The 17,615-nt window shown below is 56.0% G+C and carries 16 protein-coding genes; 4 read left to right on the plus strand and 12 right to left on the minus strand.

Annotated elements, in window-relative coordinates; genetic code table 11:
- Window positions 1-231: 231 nt before the first annotated feature.
- On the minus strand, window positions 232-1,257 hold the full coding sequence (locus tag OHL22_RS21000; protein WP_263341633.1) for a family 16 glycosylhydrolase: 1,026 nt from the start codon (window positions 1,255-1,257) through the stop codon (window positions 232-234).
- 362 nt (window positions 1,258-1,619) lie between these two features.
- Window positions 1,620-2,450, minus strand: coding sequence for a DUF3800 domain-containing protein (locus OHL22_RS21005; protein ID WP_263341634.1), 831 nt, complete (start codon window positions 2,448-2,450; stop codon window positions 1,620-1,622).
- Between the two features lie 38 nt (window positions 2,451-2,488).
- Here OHL22_RS21005 and OHL22_RS21010 point away from each other — a divergent pair, with 38 nt between their 5' ends.
- The gene (locus OHL22_RS21010) at window positions 2,489-3,103 is read left to right on the plus strand and encodes a class I SAM-dependent methyltransferase (RefSeq protein WP_263341635.1); all 615 of its coding nucleotides are present in this window, start codon (window positions 2,489-2,491) and stop codon (window positions 3,101-3,103) included.
- Window positions 3,104-3,255: 152 nt separating this feature from the next.
- Here OHL22_RS21010 and OHL22_RS21015 read toward each other — a convergent pair whose 3' ends face one another.
- The 6 genes from OHL22_RS21015 to OHL22_RS21040 all read right to left on the minus strand — a co-directional run bounded on the left by OHL22_RS21015 (window position 3,256) and on the right by OHL22_RS21040 (window position 9,529).
- A complete protein-coding gene (locus OHL22_RS21015) occupies window positions 3,256-4,161 on the minus strand; it encodes a uracil-DNA glycosylase (RefSeq protein ID WP_263341636.1) in 906 nt (301 codons plus the stop codon).
- 2 nt (window positions 4,162-4,163) lie between these two features.
- Complete coding sequence (gene coaBC, locus OHL22_RS21020) at window positions 4,164-5,477, minus strand: bifunctional phosphopantothenoylcysteine decarboxylase/phosphopantothenate--cysteine ligase CoaBC (RefSeq protein WP_263341638.1); 1,314 nt, start codon at window positions 5,475-5,477, stop codon at window positions 4,164-4,166.
- Between the two features lie 145 nt (window positions 5,478-5,622).
- On the minus strand, window positions 5,623-5,877 hold the full coding sequence (rpoZ, locus tag OHL22_RS21025) for a DNA-directed RNA polymerase subunit omega (RefSeq protein WP_263341640.1): 255 nt from the start codon (window positions 5,875-5,877) through the stop codon (window positions 5,623-5,625).
- Window positions 5,878-5,885: 8 nt separating this feature from the next.
- Window positions 5,886-6,608, minus strand: coding sequence for a guanylate kinase (gene gmk / locus OHL22_RS21030; protein ID WP_263341642.1), 723 nt, complete (start codon window positions 6,606-6,608; stop codon window positions 5,886-5,888).
- 75 nt (window positions 6,609-6,683) lie between these two features.
- Window positions 6,684-7,634, minus strand: coding sequence for a YicC/YloC family endoribonuclease (locus tag OHL22_RS21035; RefSeq protein ID WP_263341644.1), 951 nt, complete (start codon window positions 7,632-7,634; stop codon window positions 6,684-6,686).
- 23 nt (window positions 7,635-7,657) lie between these two features.
- A complete protein-coding gene (locus OHL22_RS21040; protein WP_263341646.1) occupies window positions 7,658-9,529 on the minus strand; it encodes an ABC transporter ATP-binding protein in 1,872 nt (623 codons plus the stop codon).
- 423 nt (window positions 9,530-9,952) lie between these two features.
- On the opposite strand from OHL22_RS21040, the gene OHL22_RS21045 reads away from it, so the two are divergent.
- The 3 genes from OHL22_RS21045 (at window position 9,953) to OHL22_RS21055 (ending at window position 13,469) form a co-directional block, all read left to right on the plus strand.
- Window positions 9,953-11,896: an AAA family ATPase gene (locus tag OHL22_RS21045; RefSeq protein ID WP_263341648.1), complete on the plus strand. Its 1,944-nt coding sequence runs from the start codon at window positions 9,953-9,955 to the stop codon at window positions 11,894-11,896.
- 77 nt (window positions 11,897-11,973) lie between these two features.
- Complete coding sequence (locus OHL22_RS21050; RefSeq protein ID WP_263341650.1) at window positions 11,974-12,369, plus strand: hypothetical protein; 396 nt, start codon at window positions 11,974-11,976, stop codon at window positions 12,367-12,369.
- A gap of 701 nt (window positions 12,370-13,070) precedes the next feature.
- On the plus strand, window positions 13,071-13,469 hold the full coding sequence (locus tag OHL22_RS21055) for a hypothetical protein (RefSeq protein ID WP_263341652.1): 399 nt from the start codon (window positions 13,071-13,073) through the stop codon (window positions 13,467-13,469).
- Between the two features lie 114 nt (window positions 13,470-13,583).
- Here OHL22_RS21055 and rapZ read toward each other — a convergent pair whose 3' ends face one another.
- From rapZ to OHL22_RS21075, 4 genes are all read right to left on the minus strand, one after another.
- Window positions 13,584-14,543, minus strand: a complete 960-nt coding sequence (gene rapZ, locus OHL22_RS21060; protein ID WP_263341654.1) for an RNase adapter RapZ — start codon at window positions 14,541-14,543, stop codon at window positions 13,584-13,586.
- A gap of 91 nt (window positions 14,544-14,634) precedes the next feature.
- Window positions 14,635-15,321 (minus strand): HPF/RaiA family ribosome-associated protein, encoded by a 687-nt coding sequence (locus OHL22_RS21065; protein ID WP_263341656.1) that lies wholly within the window; start codon window positions 15,319-15,321, stop codon window positions 14,635-14,637.
- 189 nt (window positions 15,322-15,510) lie between these two features.
- Window positions 15,511-15,771 (minus strand): hypothetical protein, encoded by a 261-nt coding sequence (locus OHL22_RS21070; protein ID WP_263341657.1) that lies wholly within the window; start codon window positions 15,769-15,771, stop codon window positions 15,511-15,513.
- A 22-nt stretch (window positions 15,772-15,793) separates the two neighbouring features.
- Window positions 15,794-17,593, minus strand: coding sequence for a sodium:solute symporter family protein (locus OHL22_RS21075; protein ID WP_263341956.1), 1,800 nt, complete (start codon window positions 17,591-17,593; stop codon window positions 15,794-15,796).
- Window positions 17,594-17,615: the final 22 nt, after the last annotated feature.

Raw genomic sequence — 17,615 nt, forward strand, 5'->3', positions numbered from 1 at the left:
TCTTATGAATGTCCATTCGATCCTCCGAAGATTCCTAGTTGCTCGTCACAACCAGCTTCTCCGGTCCAAATCGAATGGACAACCTCCTGAAAGATCACAGGTGCCCCAGGTCTCGCTTCTGAGACCTGGGCCTATTCATTCGTGCAAAACACGAACCAAGCCGTGCCCAATAGTCCCGGTCAAACCGGCGATCTGCAGAAGTGAACCCAAGAAGCGGAAATGCTTCAATCGTCAATAAGCCTGCCAGACCGTAAACCGCTTGATGATCAAAGGATCTTTCGAAGAAGTAGTTGAGCTCAGTTTCGCACCCCCTCCGAACACCTCCAACTCCTGCTGCATCCATCCGGCGTAACAGTAAGCTCCGCTCTCCCAAGACGGGTCATTGATCGGCGCAGCGTGGTCGGCAATCGGCTTCCCATCGATGTACGCCTGGAACGATCCTTCCTTGCCCAGCTTATCCTTGCTCCAGAGCAACCCATAGGTATGAAATCCAGCCGACAGGTCTTCACCGCCGGGCGCGCTATAGCTCTTCTCGATTACCGTCTGTACACCTACCGGCTGGTCATGCACGACATAATTCGCCTTTGCGCTGTTCGCCTTGCTCAAAACCTTCTCCGCAACGTCCACCTCAGCGGAATCGTCGCAGCGATGACGGCTGAGCGTTGAACACCACAGATCGACATGCCAGCCATCCCCCTCGCCATTCCGGTCGGTCGGCATCTTCGCTTCCCACTCCACAAACGAGCCCGCATGAATGGTGATCTTCCCATAGCTCTGAATGTCTGCCATCTGGTTGTCGCGATATTTGGTGTCACCCGGCGGAGCATGCATAGCCTGAATGGCCAGCCCAAGTCCCCGATCGATAGCAGCATAGGGCGGCTCGGGATAAGTGCCGAAGTAACTCTGACAATCCCTGCCCGTATAGCCGCAACTGGTAGCCTCCGTCCCGCAGAAGCCAACCGGCATCCCGCCACCGGTGCCGCCATTCCATAGTGCGGAGTGAATCGAATCATCCCTGTCGAAGCGATCGTCCGCCACCACATGCCACTTCTGTCCCGTCGGTGCCGCCGCACCCAGCGGCATTGAGTCCCCACTACCGCTCGTGACGCTCTCAACCGCGGCGCCATTCTTCCCAGCCTTATCACCGGCATGAGAGGCCGCAGCCGAACCGGACGACGCACCAGTTTGTCCAAAACCGTCCCGCTCCCAGCCCAACATCGCAGTTAACGCAAAGCAGGTAACTGCGATCAGGCACATCTCTCCTGGCCCTCTGCTACGCCGCCTCGCTCTTGGTCCCATACCCTTGCACGCTGAGCTGTTTTGAGAATGATTAGTCATCGCATCTTCGGACCTGAATTATAAATATCGAACCGGAAAGCAAGAGCGAGGCCGTAGCCGCCCGGTTGCACGCCGAAACCGAATATCAAATTCGCGCAAAGCGCGAACCCAGCCGCCATCTGACAGTCCCAATAACATCCGCCTCTACGCAGAATTAAATCTCGAAGCGCATTGTGAAGACATGTCCCCGTCTCAAATAGGCGGCCATTATCAAATTTGCTATGCACTTCGCGCCTTTGTCGCCGAGCAGAGGCCATAGCATACTTGACTGGCCGCGAACATTAGCGAGGGAGCTTTTTCGGTAGCATTTTGCCATTTCTCACTTTGTTAGCTAGTGCTCTCAATTCTGCGGTCCCTATGATGGTTCCGTCTGGAGATGTGTCCGGCGAGTTGGAAAGATGAATCAACATTTTCCAGAGAGCAGGAATAACAGGAAAATATGGTTCGTTGGCTGGCGGGGCAAACCACAAATGTGAGAGCTGATAAGTGCCGTAGGCTAATAGATCTGCAGCTTGCAAAGGGGTAAATTTTCGACTGTCTGCGAATCCCTGTCCAGAAAACACATCTCCCAGGTGAAATGAATCAGCATAGTTGAGGGAGAATTCTGTAAATTTCGCTTGGGTGTCCTTGCTCTCTTCATCGAAAATCACTCCCAAAGTTTCGCCTCTTTCATGAACGCGACGAATAGACTGTTGAAGAATGCCGTGAAAGCAGACATCAAGAGGAGTACCGAGACGAGTTCTTTCTTCGGACAAAAGTGCCAAATCCTCTGAGGTAATTTCCTGAAATGCTCCCGCAACTACAGAACTGGCGATTGGCGTAAGACTGCAATTGCGTAACAGGCCACATAGTTCACCGTATAAATAGAGCCTTTGGGCAAACGACCAACCGCCTTCATTGAATTCCCTATCGCCGTGGACGCAATCGACCATGTGAAACTCGGAGAGGCGACTAGGCCATTTGGGATCATCGAGAATCTCATTCCATTTACTGTCGAAATCCTGCCAGGTAGCTTCGTCGGCCAGAAATCCAGCGACTGTAAATACGCGAGATGCGGTGTGAGTTCCACTTCCATCCAAGAATGCATAGAGCATAGAGGTTGTTCCTTCCATCCCAAATCTCGGCCATTACCGATGCTAGCCTTTGAGAGATGCCCGAGCTCACCTTGCAGGAACAATTCGGCCAGATCGACATCTATCTCTTCGACCAGCTCCTCAAAGGCCGCATCGCTCTCGGCATGACCATCCTCGACGCCGGATGCGGCGCGGGCCGCAATCTCGTCTACCTGCTTCGCCACGGCTACACCGTCTATGCCGCGGACGCCAATCCCCGCGCCGTCGAGTCGGTACGAAGCATGGCAGCCCTATTGGCGCCATCGCTCCCCGCCACAAACTTCCGCGTAGAGCCAGTCGAGCAGATGTCCTTCGCGGAAGCAATCGCCGATGTGGTCCTCAGCGGCGCCGTCCTCCACTTCGCCCGCGACGACGCCCATTTTGAAGCCATGCTCCAAGGCTCCCTGCGCCCACTGAAACCCGGCGGCCTCTTCTTCTGCCGCCTCGCCTCCAGCATCGGAATCGAAGACCAGACCCATACCATTTATGGCCGCCGCCACAGACTACCCGACGGCTCCGAGCGTTACCTCGTCGACGAAGCGCTCCTCGACTCCCTCACCCGGCAAATCGGCGAACTCGCCGACCCCATCAAGACCACCGTCGTCCAGAACCAGCGCTCCATGACCACCTGGGTCGTCCGCCGGTCACAATAAGTGCATCCTGCTGACACCGATTGCGCAACGTCGCGCACCGATTGCACTTTGCGCGACACGGATTGCGCATCGTCCGTCACGGATTGCGCAGTGCGCGACGAATATTGCGCATCGTCGCACAAACATTGCGCACCGTTTCCGGTTCTAAAGGGCTATTTTCGCGTCGGAGGCGTCAACCCAAGCTCGCGCATTGCAATCTGCAGATCGGCCCACGCATGTTTTTTCTGGTTCGGATCGCGCAAAAGAAACGCCGGATGATACGTAACAATCAGCTTCGCCCCATACCGGAACGGATGCACGTTCCCCCGCCAGCCAGACAGCGGCCGCCGCTCTCCGGTCAGATACGTTACAGCCGTTTGCCCAAGCGCTACAATCACTTGCGGCCTTATAACGTCAATCTGGTTGAACAAAAACGGCACGCAGGTATGCGCCTCATCCGGCTCCGGCGTGCGGTTATTCGGTGGCCGGCACTTCACCACGTTGGCAATGTAAACCTGTTCCCGCTTCAGTCCCATCGCGCCAATCATATTGTTTAACAATTGTCCGCCACGTCCAACAAAAGGAAGACCTTGTGCGTCTTCATCCGCCCCCGGCCCCTCGCCCACAAACATCAGTTTTGCGTTCGGGTCGCCATCACCAAAGACCAGCTTATTGCGGCCTTTGCAAAGTTCGCAGCGCGTGCAGTCGCCAATCTCTTCACGGATGAGCTTTAGCGCCGCAAAGTGCTGATCTGCAGGGACTTGATCGCGTATCGGGGGTGCGGCAGGCGTTGGCTTGCGAGGTGCGATGGCTGGCTCCGTAGATAAGTGGAATGATGAGCAGGATTCAGACGCTTGAGATTGAATTTCGGGAAAGAGTGCCGCCGGTTGCGCAACTGCTGCAGGCTCAATAATGGAAGCCTTTGCCTGCTTGGCATCCGAGCTTGATTCCGGCTCTTCGGGCAGCGCAATCGCTACATCGCGCCGGTAAAATGCTCCGATACCCAGGTCGCGATAGTAGCGGAGACGCGCTTCCAACGCCTCGCGCAGTGCTGCATCAGGCTGGCCCGCTGTGCTCATTCCTACTCGATCATAATGGCGCGGCGCGTGGAAATCGCGGCATCATCCGAAGCTTCCGCACTCTCGATTTCGTTTTCGATCCCCGAGAGTTCCACGAGCAATGACTGTGGCCTGCGCAGCCCTACCACTTCATCCAGAATGCGATCAGCCAGTTTGCGCTTCGACATCTCCGGTAGATCGATGGCCGTAGTCGCTGTCAGAAAAGTTGCTCCATTGAGATCCGAGTCAAAGCCCGCGCCCTCGCGAGAGACATCGTTGATCACGATGGCGTCGACTCCCTTGCGCAACAACTTTGCGCGGCCATTTTCGAGGCGATTTTCGGTCTCTGCGGCGAATCCCACGATTAACTGCCCTGGACGCCGCTGGCGAACTACCTCGGCCAAAATATCTTCAGTGGGCAACAGCTCCAGAGTCATCGGTCCGGTACGCTTCATCTTCTGACCGGCAACGATGCTGGGGCGATAATCGGCAACCGCCGCGGCCTTGATGACTACGGTGGCCTCGGCCATCCGGTCTAGCACCGCACCGCGCATCTCTTCCGCTGTCGTCACCTTCACCACTTCGCAATGCGCCGGTGGATACAACGCCGATGGTCCGCTGATAAGAATCACGCGCGCGCCTCGGCTCTGCGCAGCCTCGGCCAGCGCATAGCCCATCTTGCCGCTGGAGCGATTGCCGAGGAAGCGCACTGGATCGAGCGCCTCGCGAGTACCGCCTGCCGTGACAAGCACCACCTCGCCGGCAAGATCGTGGCTTCGGCCCAGAGCGTTGAGAACTGCATTAGCGATGAATTCAGGCTCTGCCATACGCCCCGGGCCGACCATGCCGCAGGCAAGATGTCCCGCATCCGGTTCAACGACGCGTACGCCTCGCTGGCGCAGCGTCTCGAGATTGGCCTGGGTTGCAGGATGCTCCCACATGTTCACATTCATCGCGGGAGCCACAAGCACTGGCGCCTGCGTTGCCAGATACATCGTTGTCAGAAAGTCATCGGCCAATCCATGTGCAAACTTGGCGAGGATGCCTGCCGTGGCAGGCGCGACAACCAGCGCATCGGCCCATTGGGCCTCGGCGATGTGCTCGATGCTTGCATCGTAACCGGACGAGTCGGCATCATCCGCTGTGGACGACTGCGGCCAAAGGCTGGTCAGGACTTTATGGCCGGTCAGTGCGGCGAAGGTGAGCGGCTGGATGAATTGCCGCGCCGCATCTGTCATCGTTACGCGGACTTCGAGATTCTGTTTTTGCAGCGCCCGAACAAGTTCAGCGGCCTTATAAGCCGCGATTCCACCCGAGACGCCAACCATCACCTTCATAGGTTGATTGTAACGCGAACGAAACTTAGCGATGGGAGGATCGAGAGGGGCAACAGATGTGATCGCAGCGTAAATAATTCAAACACATAACGCTTCGGCCGGCATTGTCGTGCCGGCCTTGCGGAATCTATCTCTACTCCGGTTGCTAGAGAGCCAGGATCGGAATTCCAGGATCTTCATTGGTCGGCTTTTCAGGCGGCGGACCGGTGTGAACGTAAGCGATCTTGCCTGCCTGAATCTCTTCCTGCGCCAGACGGCAGGCTTTGTTGGACTGGCTGCGAATCAGCGGACTCGCGCCGGATTGAATCTGCCGTGCACGTCGCGCGGCCACCATGACCTTGCGATAGTTGGAGTCGAACTTGGTCTCGATATGATTTCCATGGGTCGGTTCGTTGGTCATCCGTGTCCTCACAATAATCGTGGTTGTTGCGGGTCCTCTCCGGGATCAATACCGAACGACTCTAAAAATGGCCGCAGGCGTTCCCGGGAATTTACTACACGGCAGCTCTCAGCAATCTCGAACTCCCGCTTTGTACGATGATCCAGCGGCGTGCCTTCGCGCCGCATTCGTTCCACCGCCACAACTGCTTCCAGTTGGGCAACGGCTCTCTCCAAAACGTCGTTTACCAGAATATATCTATACCGGCGATAATTCTCAATTTCCCTCTTGGCCGCATCCAGCCGGCGATTCAAAACATCCTCGTTCACTTCCCCTTCGGCGCGGCTGCGATTGCGTAGTCGCGTCTTAAGAACCTTAGGGTTCGGGGGCATTACGAAGATGGTCACCGCCTCTGGAAGCTTGCTCATCACCTGCATTGCACCCTGTACATCGATATCGAGAATCAGATCGTGCCCTGCTGCAGTTGCTTCGTCGAGAGAACGCTGCGCCGTGCCGTAGTAGTTGCCGAAGACCTCAGCATGCTCCAGAAACTCGCCTGCGGCGATCATGCGTTCAAATTCTTCGCGCGTCGTAAAGTAATATTCGCGCCCATTCTGCTCTGAGCCGCGCGGCTGGCGGGTGGTCCATGAGACAGAAAAATCCAATCTGCCAAGTTGCGAACGCAGCGCGTTCACGAGTGTGCTCTTACCCGAACCCGAAGGCGCCGAAATGATAAAAAGAATGCCTGCCACAGTTACTCAATCTTTCCTGAACGGTGTTTTGAAAACCTTATCTGTTTTAAACCAATAACCGGCTTGGATAGCCGCTTACTCCAGATTCTGAATCTGCTCGCGGGCCTTTTCGATCTCCGCTTTCATCGCGAGACCAAGTTCCGTGATCAGGGTTCCCTTGCCTGCGACACCCGCTGTCTTTGACAGCAGTGTATTCGCCTCGCGATTCATCTCCTGCAACAGAAAATCGAGCTTCTTGCCAGTCTCACCGCCTGCAGCAAGCACCTCGCGGAAGTGCTGAATATGCGTTTCCATGCGAGCGATCTCTTCGGAAACGTCACTGCGCTCGACGAGAACGGCGACCTCTTCGACGATGCGCTGCCGGCCAACCGTCGACACGTTTTCCGGTCCTAGTGCTGCTTCCATGCGTTCGGTGAGGCGCTCCTGATACCGTGCCTCTACCTCCACGCGCAACTCGGCAACTCGGCGCACCGCATCGGTCATACGATCAAGCGTTGCTTCCAGTACCGCCGCCAACGACGCACCCTCGCGCGCACGCATTGTCTTAAGCGTGTCAATCAGTGGCACAACCTGCGTGAGCACGCTGGCAGCTATAGCCGTTGTAGCGGATTCATCCATCCGCTGCTCAGCCTGCAGCACACCTGGAATTCGCAGGATGGTGTTGAGGTCAGGGTCGCCCGGTAATGCGAACTCCGTCGCAGCGGTGCGAAACGCCTGTACGTACGACGCGACAAGCTCACGGTTCAATCCAGCAACCTGTGCGGAGTTTCGATCGACTGTGAGTGTCAGCTCAACGTGGCCGCGCAGCAGGTTTTCCTTCAACACGCGGCGCAGCTCCATTTCAAGGCCGTCGAAACTCGACGGCATTCTGAGATGTAGATCAAGGAAACGGTGATTGACGCTCTTGAGCGTTAGTGTGTAGCTGCCAAAACCCTCCACATCGACAGACGCGCGGGCAAAGCCCGTCATGGAGGAAACCGGAGAAACAGCTTTCGACGAATCAGAGAGCAAAGTATGAGAGTCCATGGGAGAGGTATGCATGTCGGCGTTTATAAGCCAGCCTCCATCGTAACGATTGGATCGGGAATCGCGCCATCCATCCCCGTTCCCAGAAATTGCAGCTCATACAGGCGCTGATAGGTCGGCGAGGTCTGCAACAGTTCCTCGTGCGTTCCAATGCCGGTGATACGTCCACTTTCGAGGATAACGGTGCGCGTGGCACGACGAACGGTGGAGAGCCGGTGCGCGATCACGACCACGGTGCGCCCTTGCATGAGGTTGCTCAGCGCGGCCTGCACCAGGGATTCGCTCTCCGTATCGAGAGCACTGGTTGCTTCGTCCAGGATGAGAATCGGCGCGTTCTTCAAGATAGCGCGAGCAATTGCGATGCGCTGGCGTTCACCGCCTGAGAGACGAAATCCCTTTTCGCCGATGACGGTGTCATAGCCCTGCGGCATGCGCATAATGAAGTCGTGTGCAAGCGCATGGCGCGCTGCCTGTTCGACCTCTGCTTTCGGAATATCGGGCTGACCGTAGGCAATGTTATTGCGAACGGTGTCGTTGAAGAGGATCGTCTCCTGCGTCACCTGCGCAATGTGCTGCCGCAGCGAAGCCAAGGTGAGGTCGCGGAGATCCGCGCCGTCGATGGCGATGCGCCCGCTACTCACGTCATAAAAACGCGGAACCAGATTCACCAGCGTACTCTTGCCTGCGCCGCTTGGCCCCACAAGCGCCAGCAATTCGCCTCGCCGGACTTCGAGATTTACATCATGCAGCACCTGCTGCTCGCCATCTTCATTGGAATAGGCAAAGCCTACGTGCTCAAAAGCAATCCTATCGCGAAAGTCGCCGAGTGTTTTGGCGCGTGAGATTTCCTGCACATCCGGCTCGATATCGAGGTAATTGAAGATCGAAACAGAAGCGCCCATCGCTTGCTGGAAGGAGTTATAGAAAAAGGCGAATTTGCGCACAGGATCGTAAAGCTTGAAAAGCAGGATCAGGAAAGCAATAAAGCCCCCGACTGTCATTCGCCCAGCAAGAATCTCGTTACGGCCGATCCAGATCAGCAGCGCAATGGCGACCGACGCGATGACATCCATTAGCGGCGAGCTGATGGACTGGATGCGTACACTGCGCAGGTTGGCGCGCAGGAGTCTTCGCGCCGCCTTCTTGAAACGCAGAATCTCCCATAGCTCGGTGCTGAAGGCCTTCACGATACGGTTACCGGTAATGGTCTCGTGAAGAATGTTCTGAATCTCGGCAACGCGATCCTGGCCGGTTCGGGTTCGCACGCGAACAGTACCGCCGATTTTGCGAGCCGACGTGATGACGACGGGAACGAAAATCAGGAGTGCCCAGCTCAGACGGCCGCCGTAGCTGATGACCAGCGCAAGGGTGAAGATAAAAGTGAATATCTGTTGGAGAAATTCGCTGAGAACTGAGCTGACCGCGGTCTGGACTCGTTCTACATCATTGATGAGCGTAGAGAGGATCGTCCCTGTCGGATGCTTATGGAAGAAGCTTGCCGAGCTACGCATGATCGTCTCGTAGAGATGATTGCGCAGGTCAGTGATCATGCCGAAGCCGGCATAGTTGACGAGATAGGTGCCAGAATAGTCACAAATCCCCTTCAGCACCGTCATAGCTATGAGCGCAAATGCGACGACTGCCCAGGCATTGTCGCCGTGCATCTGAGCCGGCACGAATTGATTCAGGTCAAAGTGCCAGCCTGCAGGCAAATTGGGCAGCAGAGGAACTTTGTCGCCTTTTGCCGAGGGATTGAGAACGGTGTTGAGAATAGGCCCGACGAGCGCGATACGCAGCGGATCAAGTAAACCGACGATTGCCAGCAGGATAACGCCGAAGAACGATTGCAGCGCATAAGGCACTACATAGCCAATGAGGCGAAAGAATCGCTTCATGCTGAGGCACTCTCCCAGGCGATGTGAGGATACGCCCCGGGCTGGAGCATTTGTGTGCGCTGCATCTACACATTGTATCCGCTAGTGCTTATCGGTGGTCTGGCAGATTGGTGAGGCGATGATCGCTCAAAAAACACATGCGGCGCTGCCATTGGCAATCGCATTACACGTCCAACTGGATATGGAACGCAATCACGTCCGAAGACGTATGATTGCGGATGGGACGCTGGTATTGTCCGTGAGCAGACACGAATGTCCGTAAGCGGACATTTCTCTTGATATATCTTCCGTGGGGCAAGGTTTCGGAAAGCCGATTGACACCATAAATTCATGCGGATATCCAGACGAACCGCAGTCTAACGCCCTGGCAGCCGGATTGCTTGAAAGACTGCAATCAGGTGGTCAGGAGGAGAACCCCGTAGCATGAAGCAGTTCGAGTCGTTCAGGCTGGACACAGCAAATGAGTGTCTATGGCACGACGGTAGTCAGATCGATCTGCCTCCAAAGCCATTCGCCGTGCTGCGGTATCTGGTCGAGAATCCTGGACGGCTGATTACACACGACGAGTTGCTGGAAGCGCTCTGGCCTGAGACCTATGTGCAGCCGCAGGTGCTGCGTACCTACATGCTTGAGCTGCGCAAGGTGCTGGGAGACGATCCCGGCCAGCCACGATTTATTCAGACATTGCCGAAGCGCGGCTATCGATTCGTTGCAACCGTGGCAGAGGCTGCAAATGTGGCCGTTGAAAAGAGAGCGAACGAGAACCCTCCAGCAAATGGCGTGAATCCAATGCGGCGCGCTACGGATCGGGTCGATGCAGCCAGTCAGCCCGAGCCGGCACAGTCACATGCTGCCGACACGCGCGCTGTCCCAGACACAGGCATTCCAACCGCGCGAATTATTGACCGGAAAGATGAGCTTGCGAATCTTGCATCGTTTGTTGACAAGCTGACGAACGGCGAGAGGCAGATGATCTTTCTTACCGGCGAAGCTGGTATCGGGAAGACTGTGCTGGTGGATGCGTTTTGTAGTCTGGCGGAATCAAAACTGCCGGGCAGCGTGGCTCGCGGCCAGTGCGTCGAGGGGTTCGGCCCAAAAGAAGAGTATTACCCCATTATGGAAGCGCTGGGCCATCTCTGCGCTTCCTCACTGGGCGAACGAGTGTGCCGCGTACTGGCTAAGGTTGCGCCAGCGTGGCTGAGCGCGTTGGGCCGCAATTCCGATTCGCCTGCGCCCGCTTCTGCTCCGGCGAGAATGCCGGGGGATCTCTGTACAGCCCTGGAAGAGATTGCGCTGCAGACGCCGCTGGTTTTGGTGCTTGAGGATCTGCACTGGGCCGATGCTTCGACGTTGCATTTGATTTCGGCTCTTGCGCGGCGGCGTGCTAAAGCGCAGCTCATGGTGCTGGCTACGTTCAATCCGCAGCATGGCTCAGCGGAGCATCCGTTGAAGGCGCTGCAGCAGGATCTGCGCATGCGGCGATTGTGCTGCGAAATTACGCTTCAGCCGCTTGAGCGCACAGCTGTCAATGAACTGCTTGCACGTGAACTGAAACAAGAGACGTTGCCGCCTGGGCTTGCGAGCTTCGTGCACCGGCATTCGGAGGGTAATCCCCTCTTCATCGCTGCGCTGCTGGAGCACTTGATCGCCGAAGGCACTCTGGTTAAGACCCATGTAGATGGGGAGCCAATCTGGCGGGTGCGCGGCACATTGGATGACGCGAGCACCGGTGTGCCTGCGGGATTAGCGCAGATGATCGAGCTCGAGATGGAACGGCTTACCGAGCGGGAACAACGCCTGCTGGAAGCCGGAAGCCTGATGCATGTGGCCTTCCCGGCCTGGGCTGTTGCCGCGGCTCTCGACGCGGATCTGGCCGAGACAGAAGAGGCCTGTGATGCGCTCGCGCGACGTTTGCATTATGTACAGCGCGCGGGCTGTGATGAGTTGCCCGACGGCAGCTCATCTGGGTTTTACTCTTTCAGTCATGGACTGTACCGTGAAGTGCTGTGCCGCCGCCAGTCTGATTCCAGGCGCTCGCGCAGCCATAAACGGATCGCCGAGCGGCTTGGCCAGATTTTTGGCGACCGCGAATCGACCGTGGCCCGCGAAATGGCCATGCACTTTGAAGCGGGACGACACTGGCATCAAGCCGTTACAGCGTTGAGCATGGCTGCTCGCCACGCCGTAGCGCGCGGAGCGGGTGCGGAAGCCTCGGAGTTGCTCGCACACGCACTCACGACAGCGGAGAATATCCCTCCGCAAGAACGAAAGATCGTCGTTTCCACTCTCCAGGACGAGCTGAGCGGGCTGGCTCATCCGTCAAGAAACGTGGAAATGATCCGTCAAGAACTGGCCGGAAAACTTTGACGAATTCTGGACGGGAACTTAACGACTTTATTTTTCAGCATCGGTAATCTCCAAACCATAGGCAGGAGGACACACCGATGCGAATCACTTTTAACAAGTTCGTTCTGGCGCCGGTCATACTGGCGACCGCAGCTTTGGCAGCAACCTCCGCGATGGCAGAAGCCCGCGTGAATGTTCCCTTCAATTTCACGGTTGGCGGCAAGGCGTTCCCCGCTGGTCAGTACAGCGTAATCGAAGATTCAACCCACAACAGTGTGATCTTGTGGGCCAAGAAGGCTCCGGTCAGCTTTACCTCACTCATCGGCGCTGGTGACCCCGCACCAACAGATTCCAAGGTCATCCTCAAGTTTGACCATCTCGGCGACCGGTTCGCTCTGCAGTCGATCCAGTATCGCTCGCTGATCACACCGCGCCTCGACAAACGCGAAAAGACAACCGAGCACACACCGGTACGGATGATCGAAGGCCAGTAATGAAGCTCGCCTGCGCCTCCCGTCAACCTACCGTCAAGCGCATGGCTGCGCATCGCACTGATCCCGGGCCCTCCCTGGATACATAAATGGATCAGTGCGATGCGCAAGCACCAGGGTCTGTTCACACTATTGGGAAGACAGTATTTCGGCAACATCTGGAGGACGGCCAGATCTGCCGCAATCCCAGGGACGGGGTCTCCTCAATGGTGTGAACAGGCCCTGTTGGTTTTTCAGCCGTTGGTCTTCCAGCATAGAGTGCGGATATATATCATAGGAAACCATCTTCTCGCATATCATGCTCCACTTTCTGCTTGTAGTCACTTCCCGATGAGCCGAAGGACAGGCTTCTATGAGCAGCTAAGTGTTGGCTATTCCTACATAGCTCAATTGGTTCCCGGCATCTAGCTGGTGGTTTTATCAACCCTCTTCGAGCCGGCTACCCCACATTTACAAAACAACACATAACTTTATGTACTGCTTCCTGAACTTATCGTCTAATCAGATGTAAGCGCTGGAGCGAATTCACACGTAAGTTTCCGAGCAGAGTAACCGCTTATCGGAATTGCGCTGTAACCAGCCGGCACCAGACAGCAGATCATGCTGCGCTGACGATAGAAAGGATCGCCATCTTACCAGGGCGCGGTCCCTGTCCCACATTTGGAGCTATTCGCAACGACAAATGCAAGGATCAGGAGGATACGATGATTTCTACCATTGGTAAACTGTTACTCGTTTCAGGCGCTCTGGCAACTGCCGGATTAACATCTATTCAGGCAGCAGCCGAAGCTAGAGTTACCATCCCTTTCAACTTCAGCGTAGGCGGCGAGCAATACCCCGCCGGACAATATCTACTCAAGCAGGAACAAATATATAACCGTGTCCTAACTATTCAAAGCAAAGACACGCCTACAGCCTTCAACTGCACGCTCACGCCAGGCGGAGACAACGACGATCCGAGTAAGGTGGCTGTAATCTTTGACGTCAGGGATGGAAGTTACGCACTCCGTAATGTCCAATACGGAACGCTCACCAGCCCGAGGTTCGACAGAGCCATCGATCGTTCAGAGCACACGCCTGTACGGGTCATCGAAGGACAGTAAGGAAATCGCAGGCGATTACAAACAGAGCACCGGGGAACCGATGCTCTGTTTGCGTATGCCAAGCTCAATCAGTTTCAACCGGTCTCGCTGCCCAATTATTTTGTAGTCTTTTCGTCATCGCGGCATGTCCCGGTGCACGGCCTTCACTCGATAGCCCGCTTTGCCGAGCCGCTTTGCCATTTCGTCTGCCATCATGACCGAACGATGCTGGCCTCCGGTGCAGCCAAATGCGATCGTCAGATAGCTCTTCCCTTCTTTTTCGTAGTGCGGCAGCAGAAACAGCATCATATCCGTCACACGCGTGAGGAATTCTGCTGTTTGCGGAAAATCCCGCACGTATTTGGCCACTTTAGGATGACGCCCAGTCAGCTTGCGAAACTCCGGTACGAAGTGCGGGTTGGGAAGAAAGCGCACATCGAAAACCATATCCGCATCCAGCGGCACGCCGTTCTTGAATCCAAAGCTCAGGCACGAGACCAGAAGCTGACTTCCTCGCTCATCTCCGTTCTGCGGTCCGAACTTAGCCTGTACGTAAGCCCGCAGCTCATGGACATTGAAGCCGGATGTATCGATGATGGAATCCGCAACATTTCGTACAGGGTCCAGAAGCTGCCGCTCAGAGGTGATGGAACGCACCACCATCTCTGACCGGCTCAGCGGGTGCGGACGCCGGGTTTCCGAGTAACGGCGAACGAGAACAGCATCCGACGCTTCCAGAAAAACAACACTGGTCCGCAGTGTCTTCTTCACGCCCAGCAAAACAGCGGGCAGCCTGTCCAGCGTCGGTCCTTCGCGGACATCCACGACGAGAACAGCCTTTTCAATTTCTGAAGAGTTCTTGACCAGCGCAGCGAATCCCGGCAGCAATTCCAATGGGAGGTTGTCTACCGCATAGTATCCAAGGTCTTCAAACGCCTTGAGAGCAGATGCTTTTCCCGCACCGGAGATTCCTGTAACAATCACCAGCTCTTTTGAGCCTGTGGGGTTTCGGGAATCTGCGACGGGATTTTCAGCAGAGCTTGCAGCCGCGCGGCCGCGCGCAACTCGATCGCCGTTTTTAGAAACGCGTGGCATGGCCCCATCCTAAACCGAAGGGAGCCATGCCATCGATCCCACATTAGTTGCGAATGCAACTCAGTTCCTTTTGAGCAAATCCCTCAAGAACTTACGGCACTTCGACCATCTCCATCTTGCCGTCCCGGCGACGATGCAGGACATACAGATCCCCAGCAGGAGTGCGGAAGATAAGAAGATCGCGATCCTGGAACTCCGCCTCTTTAACCGCCTCTTCAACGGTCATCGGGCGAATTGCCAGAGCCTCGGCTGCGCTAAGGATATGCGGCTCAACGACCATCGGCTTGCCGGGAAATGAGTGAACCGTAATTGCTGCCTTTGTTTTCTTGCCGGGTGGACGCGCGATTGGAGCGCGATGCCCGTTCCCATGGCTAAAGTGATCTTCGGGTGAGGGTTCGGTTCCATGCTCCAGCCCGACCGATCTGCGAACGCGCACTGCCTTTCGGGGTACGCGAGGCTCGGGAATCGCTGTCGCCAGCTTAGGCAGACGCTTTCGCGTGCGGGTGCGATCCCGAAACTTTTGTGCCTGCTGTTCAGCATGAACAAGAGCCTGGCGCAGCGCAGACTCCTGGGTGGCGCCTTCGCCATGAGCCACGATATTGTGATTCCGGCTTTGTAGTGAGATTTCTACGATTTGTAGATGACGTTCCGCGCGGAACGTGAATGCCGCCGAGGTGATCTTGCCCAAAATCAAGCCAATTCTGCCGATTCCCTCTTCAGCACCCGCTTTGAGTCCTTTAGAAACTTTTACCTGACGTGCAGTAATTTCAACTTCCATCCATCCCTCCCTGCAACAGTGATGGGACAGCTTCCTTCCGGATCATTCGCGCTGTTTTGCAAACCTCCGGAGGATCGTCGTGGAGAACATATTAAACCTATGCTCCCGATTGTGCTGTGATCTTAGATCCAGAGAGTAAGACAAGGGTAACGATTCGGGCTGACGATTCCTCTCGCAGGAATCTGCTAATCAGTGTCCGCGCCTCGCCGCGCCGGAATCCGTATCCGCTGGCTTCTGCGGTTCACGCTCCATGCGCCTCTGACCACGGCGGCCAAGAATATACATGCTGCCGCCGAACACCAGCAGCACCAGGCCCCAATAGAGATTGGCATTGATACCGAGCGAACTCGCATAGATTGGGCTGCCATTTGTGCCCGCGCCGTAGAGGGTGAGGATCAGACCCACGAGAGTAAACAGCAGTCCCATTGGGATGCGCAAATCAAGATTCATTGCCGTACCTCCAGCGCCATGCTCAGAAGAAGAAAATATTCAATACCACCAGCAGTACCACAAGCAAAACAGCCAGTGCCTCTGGCCGCCGCCACCATGTTGCATGTCCCGTATCCGGTTTTGGCGTAAGTGAATGCACCAGACCAACCAGCTCTGCTTCCGGCTTCGGCTTGCCCATTAGGCTCACAAGAATTGTGATGATGAGGTTTGCCGAGAAAGCCCAGATCGCCGTGTAGAAATTCTGCGCCATGTCACTCGGGTAGGTATGCAGCACGTGAATCCATCCGCCATGAATGCCAGGGTGCGCTTCCAGAGGCAATGAGAGCCCATGATGCAGCACGGCGGCGAGCGTGCCAGAGATGAGGCCGATAAAGGCTCCGTCGCCCGTTGTCCTCTTCCAGAACATACCCAGGAGGAACGTTGCGAACAACGGCGCGTTCACGAACGAGAACACCAGTTGCAGCGTATCCATGATGTTGTTGAAATTGATGGCCGCGTAAGCCGTGCAGATGGATAACAATATGCCGCCAACGGTAGCCCACCGCCCTACCGCAAGATAATGCTTGTCGCTTGCATTTTTGTGAATGTAGGACTGGTACAGGTCGTATGTGAAAACGGTGTTGAAGGCCGTAACGTTGCCCGCCATGCCGCTCATGAAGCTCGCAAGCAGGGCCGTCAATCCAAGACCGAGAATGCCGGTCGGGAAGAAGTGCAGCAGCATGTTGGGCGTGGCCATGTCGTAGTCCAGCAATGGCTTGCCGCTGGCATCAAGCATCGGCTTACCGGTAACGGGGTTAACCTTGGCCGGAACCAGTCCCCTGCCTTGCTCGACCTCAGGCGGAACGATGTTGGTCTCGTGGATGATTGCTCCGCCCTGCATGCTCACTGTTGTGGTTGTATGCGGTGTGGCGATGGAAATCGCAAGCAGTCCGGGCAAAATCACCAGAAACGGGAAGATCATCTTAGGCAGCGCGGCAATCAATGGCACCTTGCGGGCGGCGTCCATGTTATGCGAGGCCATCGCCGTTTGGATGACAAGAAAGTCAGTGCACCAATAGCCGGAGCCCAGGACAAATCCAAGACCCATCGCCAGGCCGATGATGTCGATGCCCATGGGGTTCGTCGCCGGGTGCATGATGCCTTTCCACTCATGCAGCATGCGTGGATCGATGGACGCTACCGCGGTCTTCATGCCCTGCCAACCGCCGACACTCTTCAGTCCAATCAATACCAGCGGCAGGAAGCCCGCAATGATGAGGAAGAATTGCAGCACTTCGTTGTAAATCGCACTCGTGAGGCCGCCGAGGAAGATATACAGCAGAACGATGATGGCCGAAAGGACGATCGAAAAGGTGAAGATCCATCCAAGCGGCCAGCCCATCACGAGAAACAGATGATCAAAGACATGTAGCGCCTGAATCAGGCGCGCCATAGCGTACATCGAGATGCCGGATGAGAAAACCGTCATTACGGCGAAAGAGCAGGCATTCAGAGCACGCGTCTTCTCGTCGAACCGCAGGCGTAGAAACTCCGGTACGGAACGGGCCTTGGAGCCGTAATAAAACGGCATCATAAAGATGCCGACAAAGATCATCGCGGGAATGGCGCCGATGCCGTAGAAGTGAGCGGTCTCAAGGCCATACTTGGCGCCCGACGCTCCCATTCCAATCACTTCCTGCGCGCCGAGGTTGGCGCTGATAAACGCCAGGCCACAGATCCAGGCCGGCAATGCTCGCCCGGCTTGAAAGAAGTCCTTGCTGGTCTTCATGAAGCGCTTGAGGGCAAAGCCAATGCCCAGCACAAACACGAAGTACAACAGCATGATTATCCAGTCGACATAGGTC

This window comes from Acidicapsa dinghuensis, from assembly GCF_025685685.1.
Lineage (GTDB): Bacteria > Acidobacteriota > Terriglobia > Terriglobales > Acidobacteriaceae > Acidicapsa > Acidicapsa dinghuensis.

Excerpts from the sequence above, each read along its gene's own strand:
- OHL22_RS21000 (WP_263341633.1), bottom strand. The coding sequence starts at position 1,257 with ATGTGCCTGATCGCAGTTACCTGCTTTGCGTTAACTGCGATGTTGGGC.
- OHL22_RS21005 (WP_263341634.1), bottom strand. The coding sequence starts at position 2,450 with ATGGAAGGAACAACCTCTATGCTCTATGCATTCTTGGATGGAAGTGGA.
- OHL22_RS21010 (WP_263341635.1), top strand. The coding sequence starts at position 2,489 with ATGCCCGAGCTCACCTTGCAGGAACAATTCGGCCAGATCGACATCTAT.
- OHL22_RS21015 (WP_263341636.1), bottom strand. The coding sequence starts at position 4,161 with ATGAGCACAGCGGGCCAGCCTGATGCAGCACTGCGCGAGGCGTTGGAA.
- coaBC (WP_263341638.1), bottom strand. The coding sequence starts at position 5,477 with ATGAAGGTGATGGTTGGCGTCTCGGGTGGAATCGCGGCTTATAAGGCC.
- rpoZ (WP_263341640.1), bottom strand. The coding sequence starts at position 5,877 with ATGACCAACGAACCGACCCATGGAAATCATATCGAGACCAAGTTCGAC.
- OHL22_RS21035 (WP_263341644.1), bottom strand. The coding sequence starts at position 7,634 with ATGGACTCTCATACTTTGCTCTCTGATTCGTCGAAAGCTGTTTCTCCG.
- OHL22_RS21040 (WP_263341646.1), bottom strand. The coding sequence starts at position 9,529 with ATGAAGCGATTCTTTCGCCTCATTGGCTATGTAGTGCCTTATGCGCTG.
- OHL22_RS21045 (WP_263341648.1), top strand. The coding sequence starts at position 9,953 with ATGAAGCAGTTCGAGTCGTTCAGGCTGGACACAGCAAATGAGTGTCTA.
- OHL22_RS21050 (WP_263341650.1), top strand. The coding sequence starts at position 11,974 with ATGCGAATCACTTTTAACAAGTTCGTTCTGGCGCCGGTCATACTGGCG.
- OHL22_RS21055 (WP_263341652.1), top strand. The coding sequence starts at position 13,071 with ATGATTTCTACCATTGGTAAACTGTTACTCGTTTCAGGCGCTCTGGCA.
- rapZ (WP_263341654.1), bottom strand. The coding sequence starts at position 14,543 with ATGCCACGCGTTTCTAAAAACGGCGATCGAGTTGCGCGCGGCCGCGCG.
- OHL22_RS21065 (WP_263341656.1), bottom strand. The coding sequence starts at position 15,321 with ATGGAAGTTGAAATTACTGCACGTCAGGTAAAAGTTTCTAAAGGACTC.
- OHL22_RS21070 (WP_263341657.1), bottom strand. The coding sequence starts at position 15,771 with ATGAATCTTGATTTGCGCATCCCAATGGGACTGCTGTTTACTCTCGTG.
- OHL22_RS21075 (WP_263341956.1), bottom strand. The coding sequence starts at position 17,593 with ATGCTGTTGTACTTCGTGTTTGTGCTGGGCATTGGCTTTGCCCTCAAG.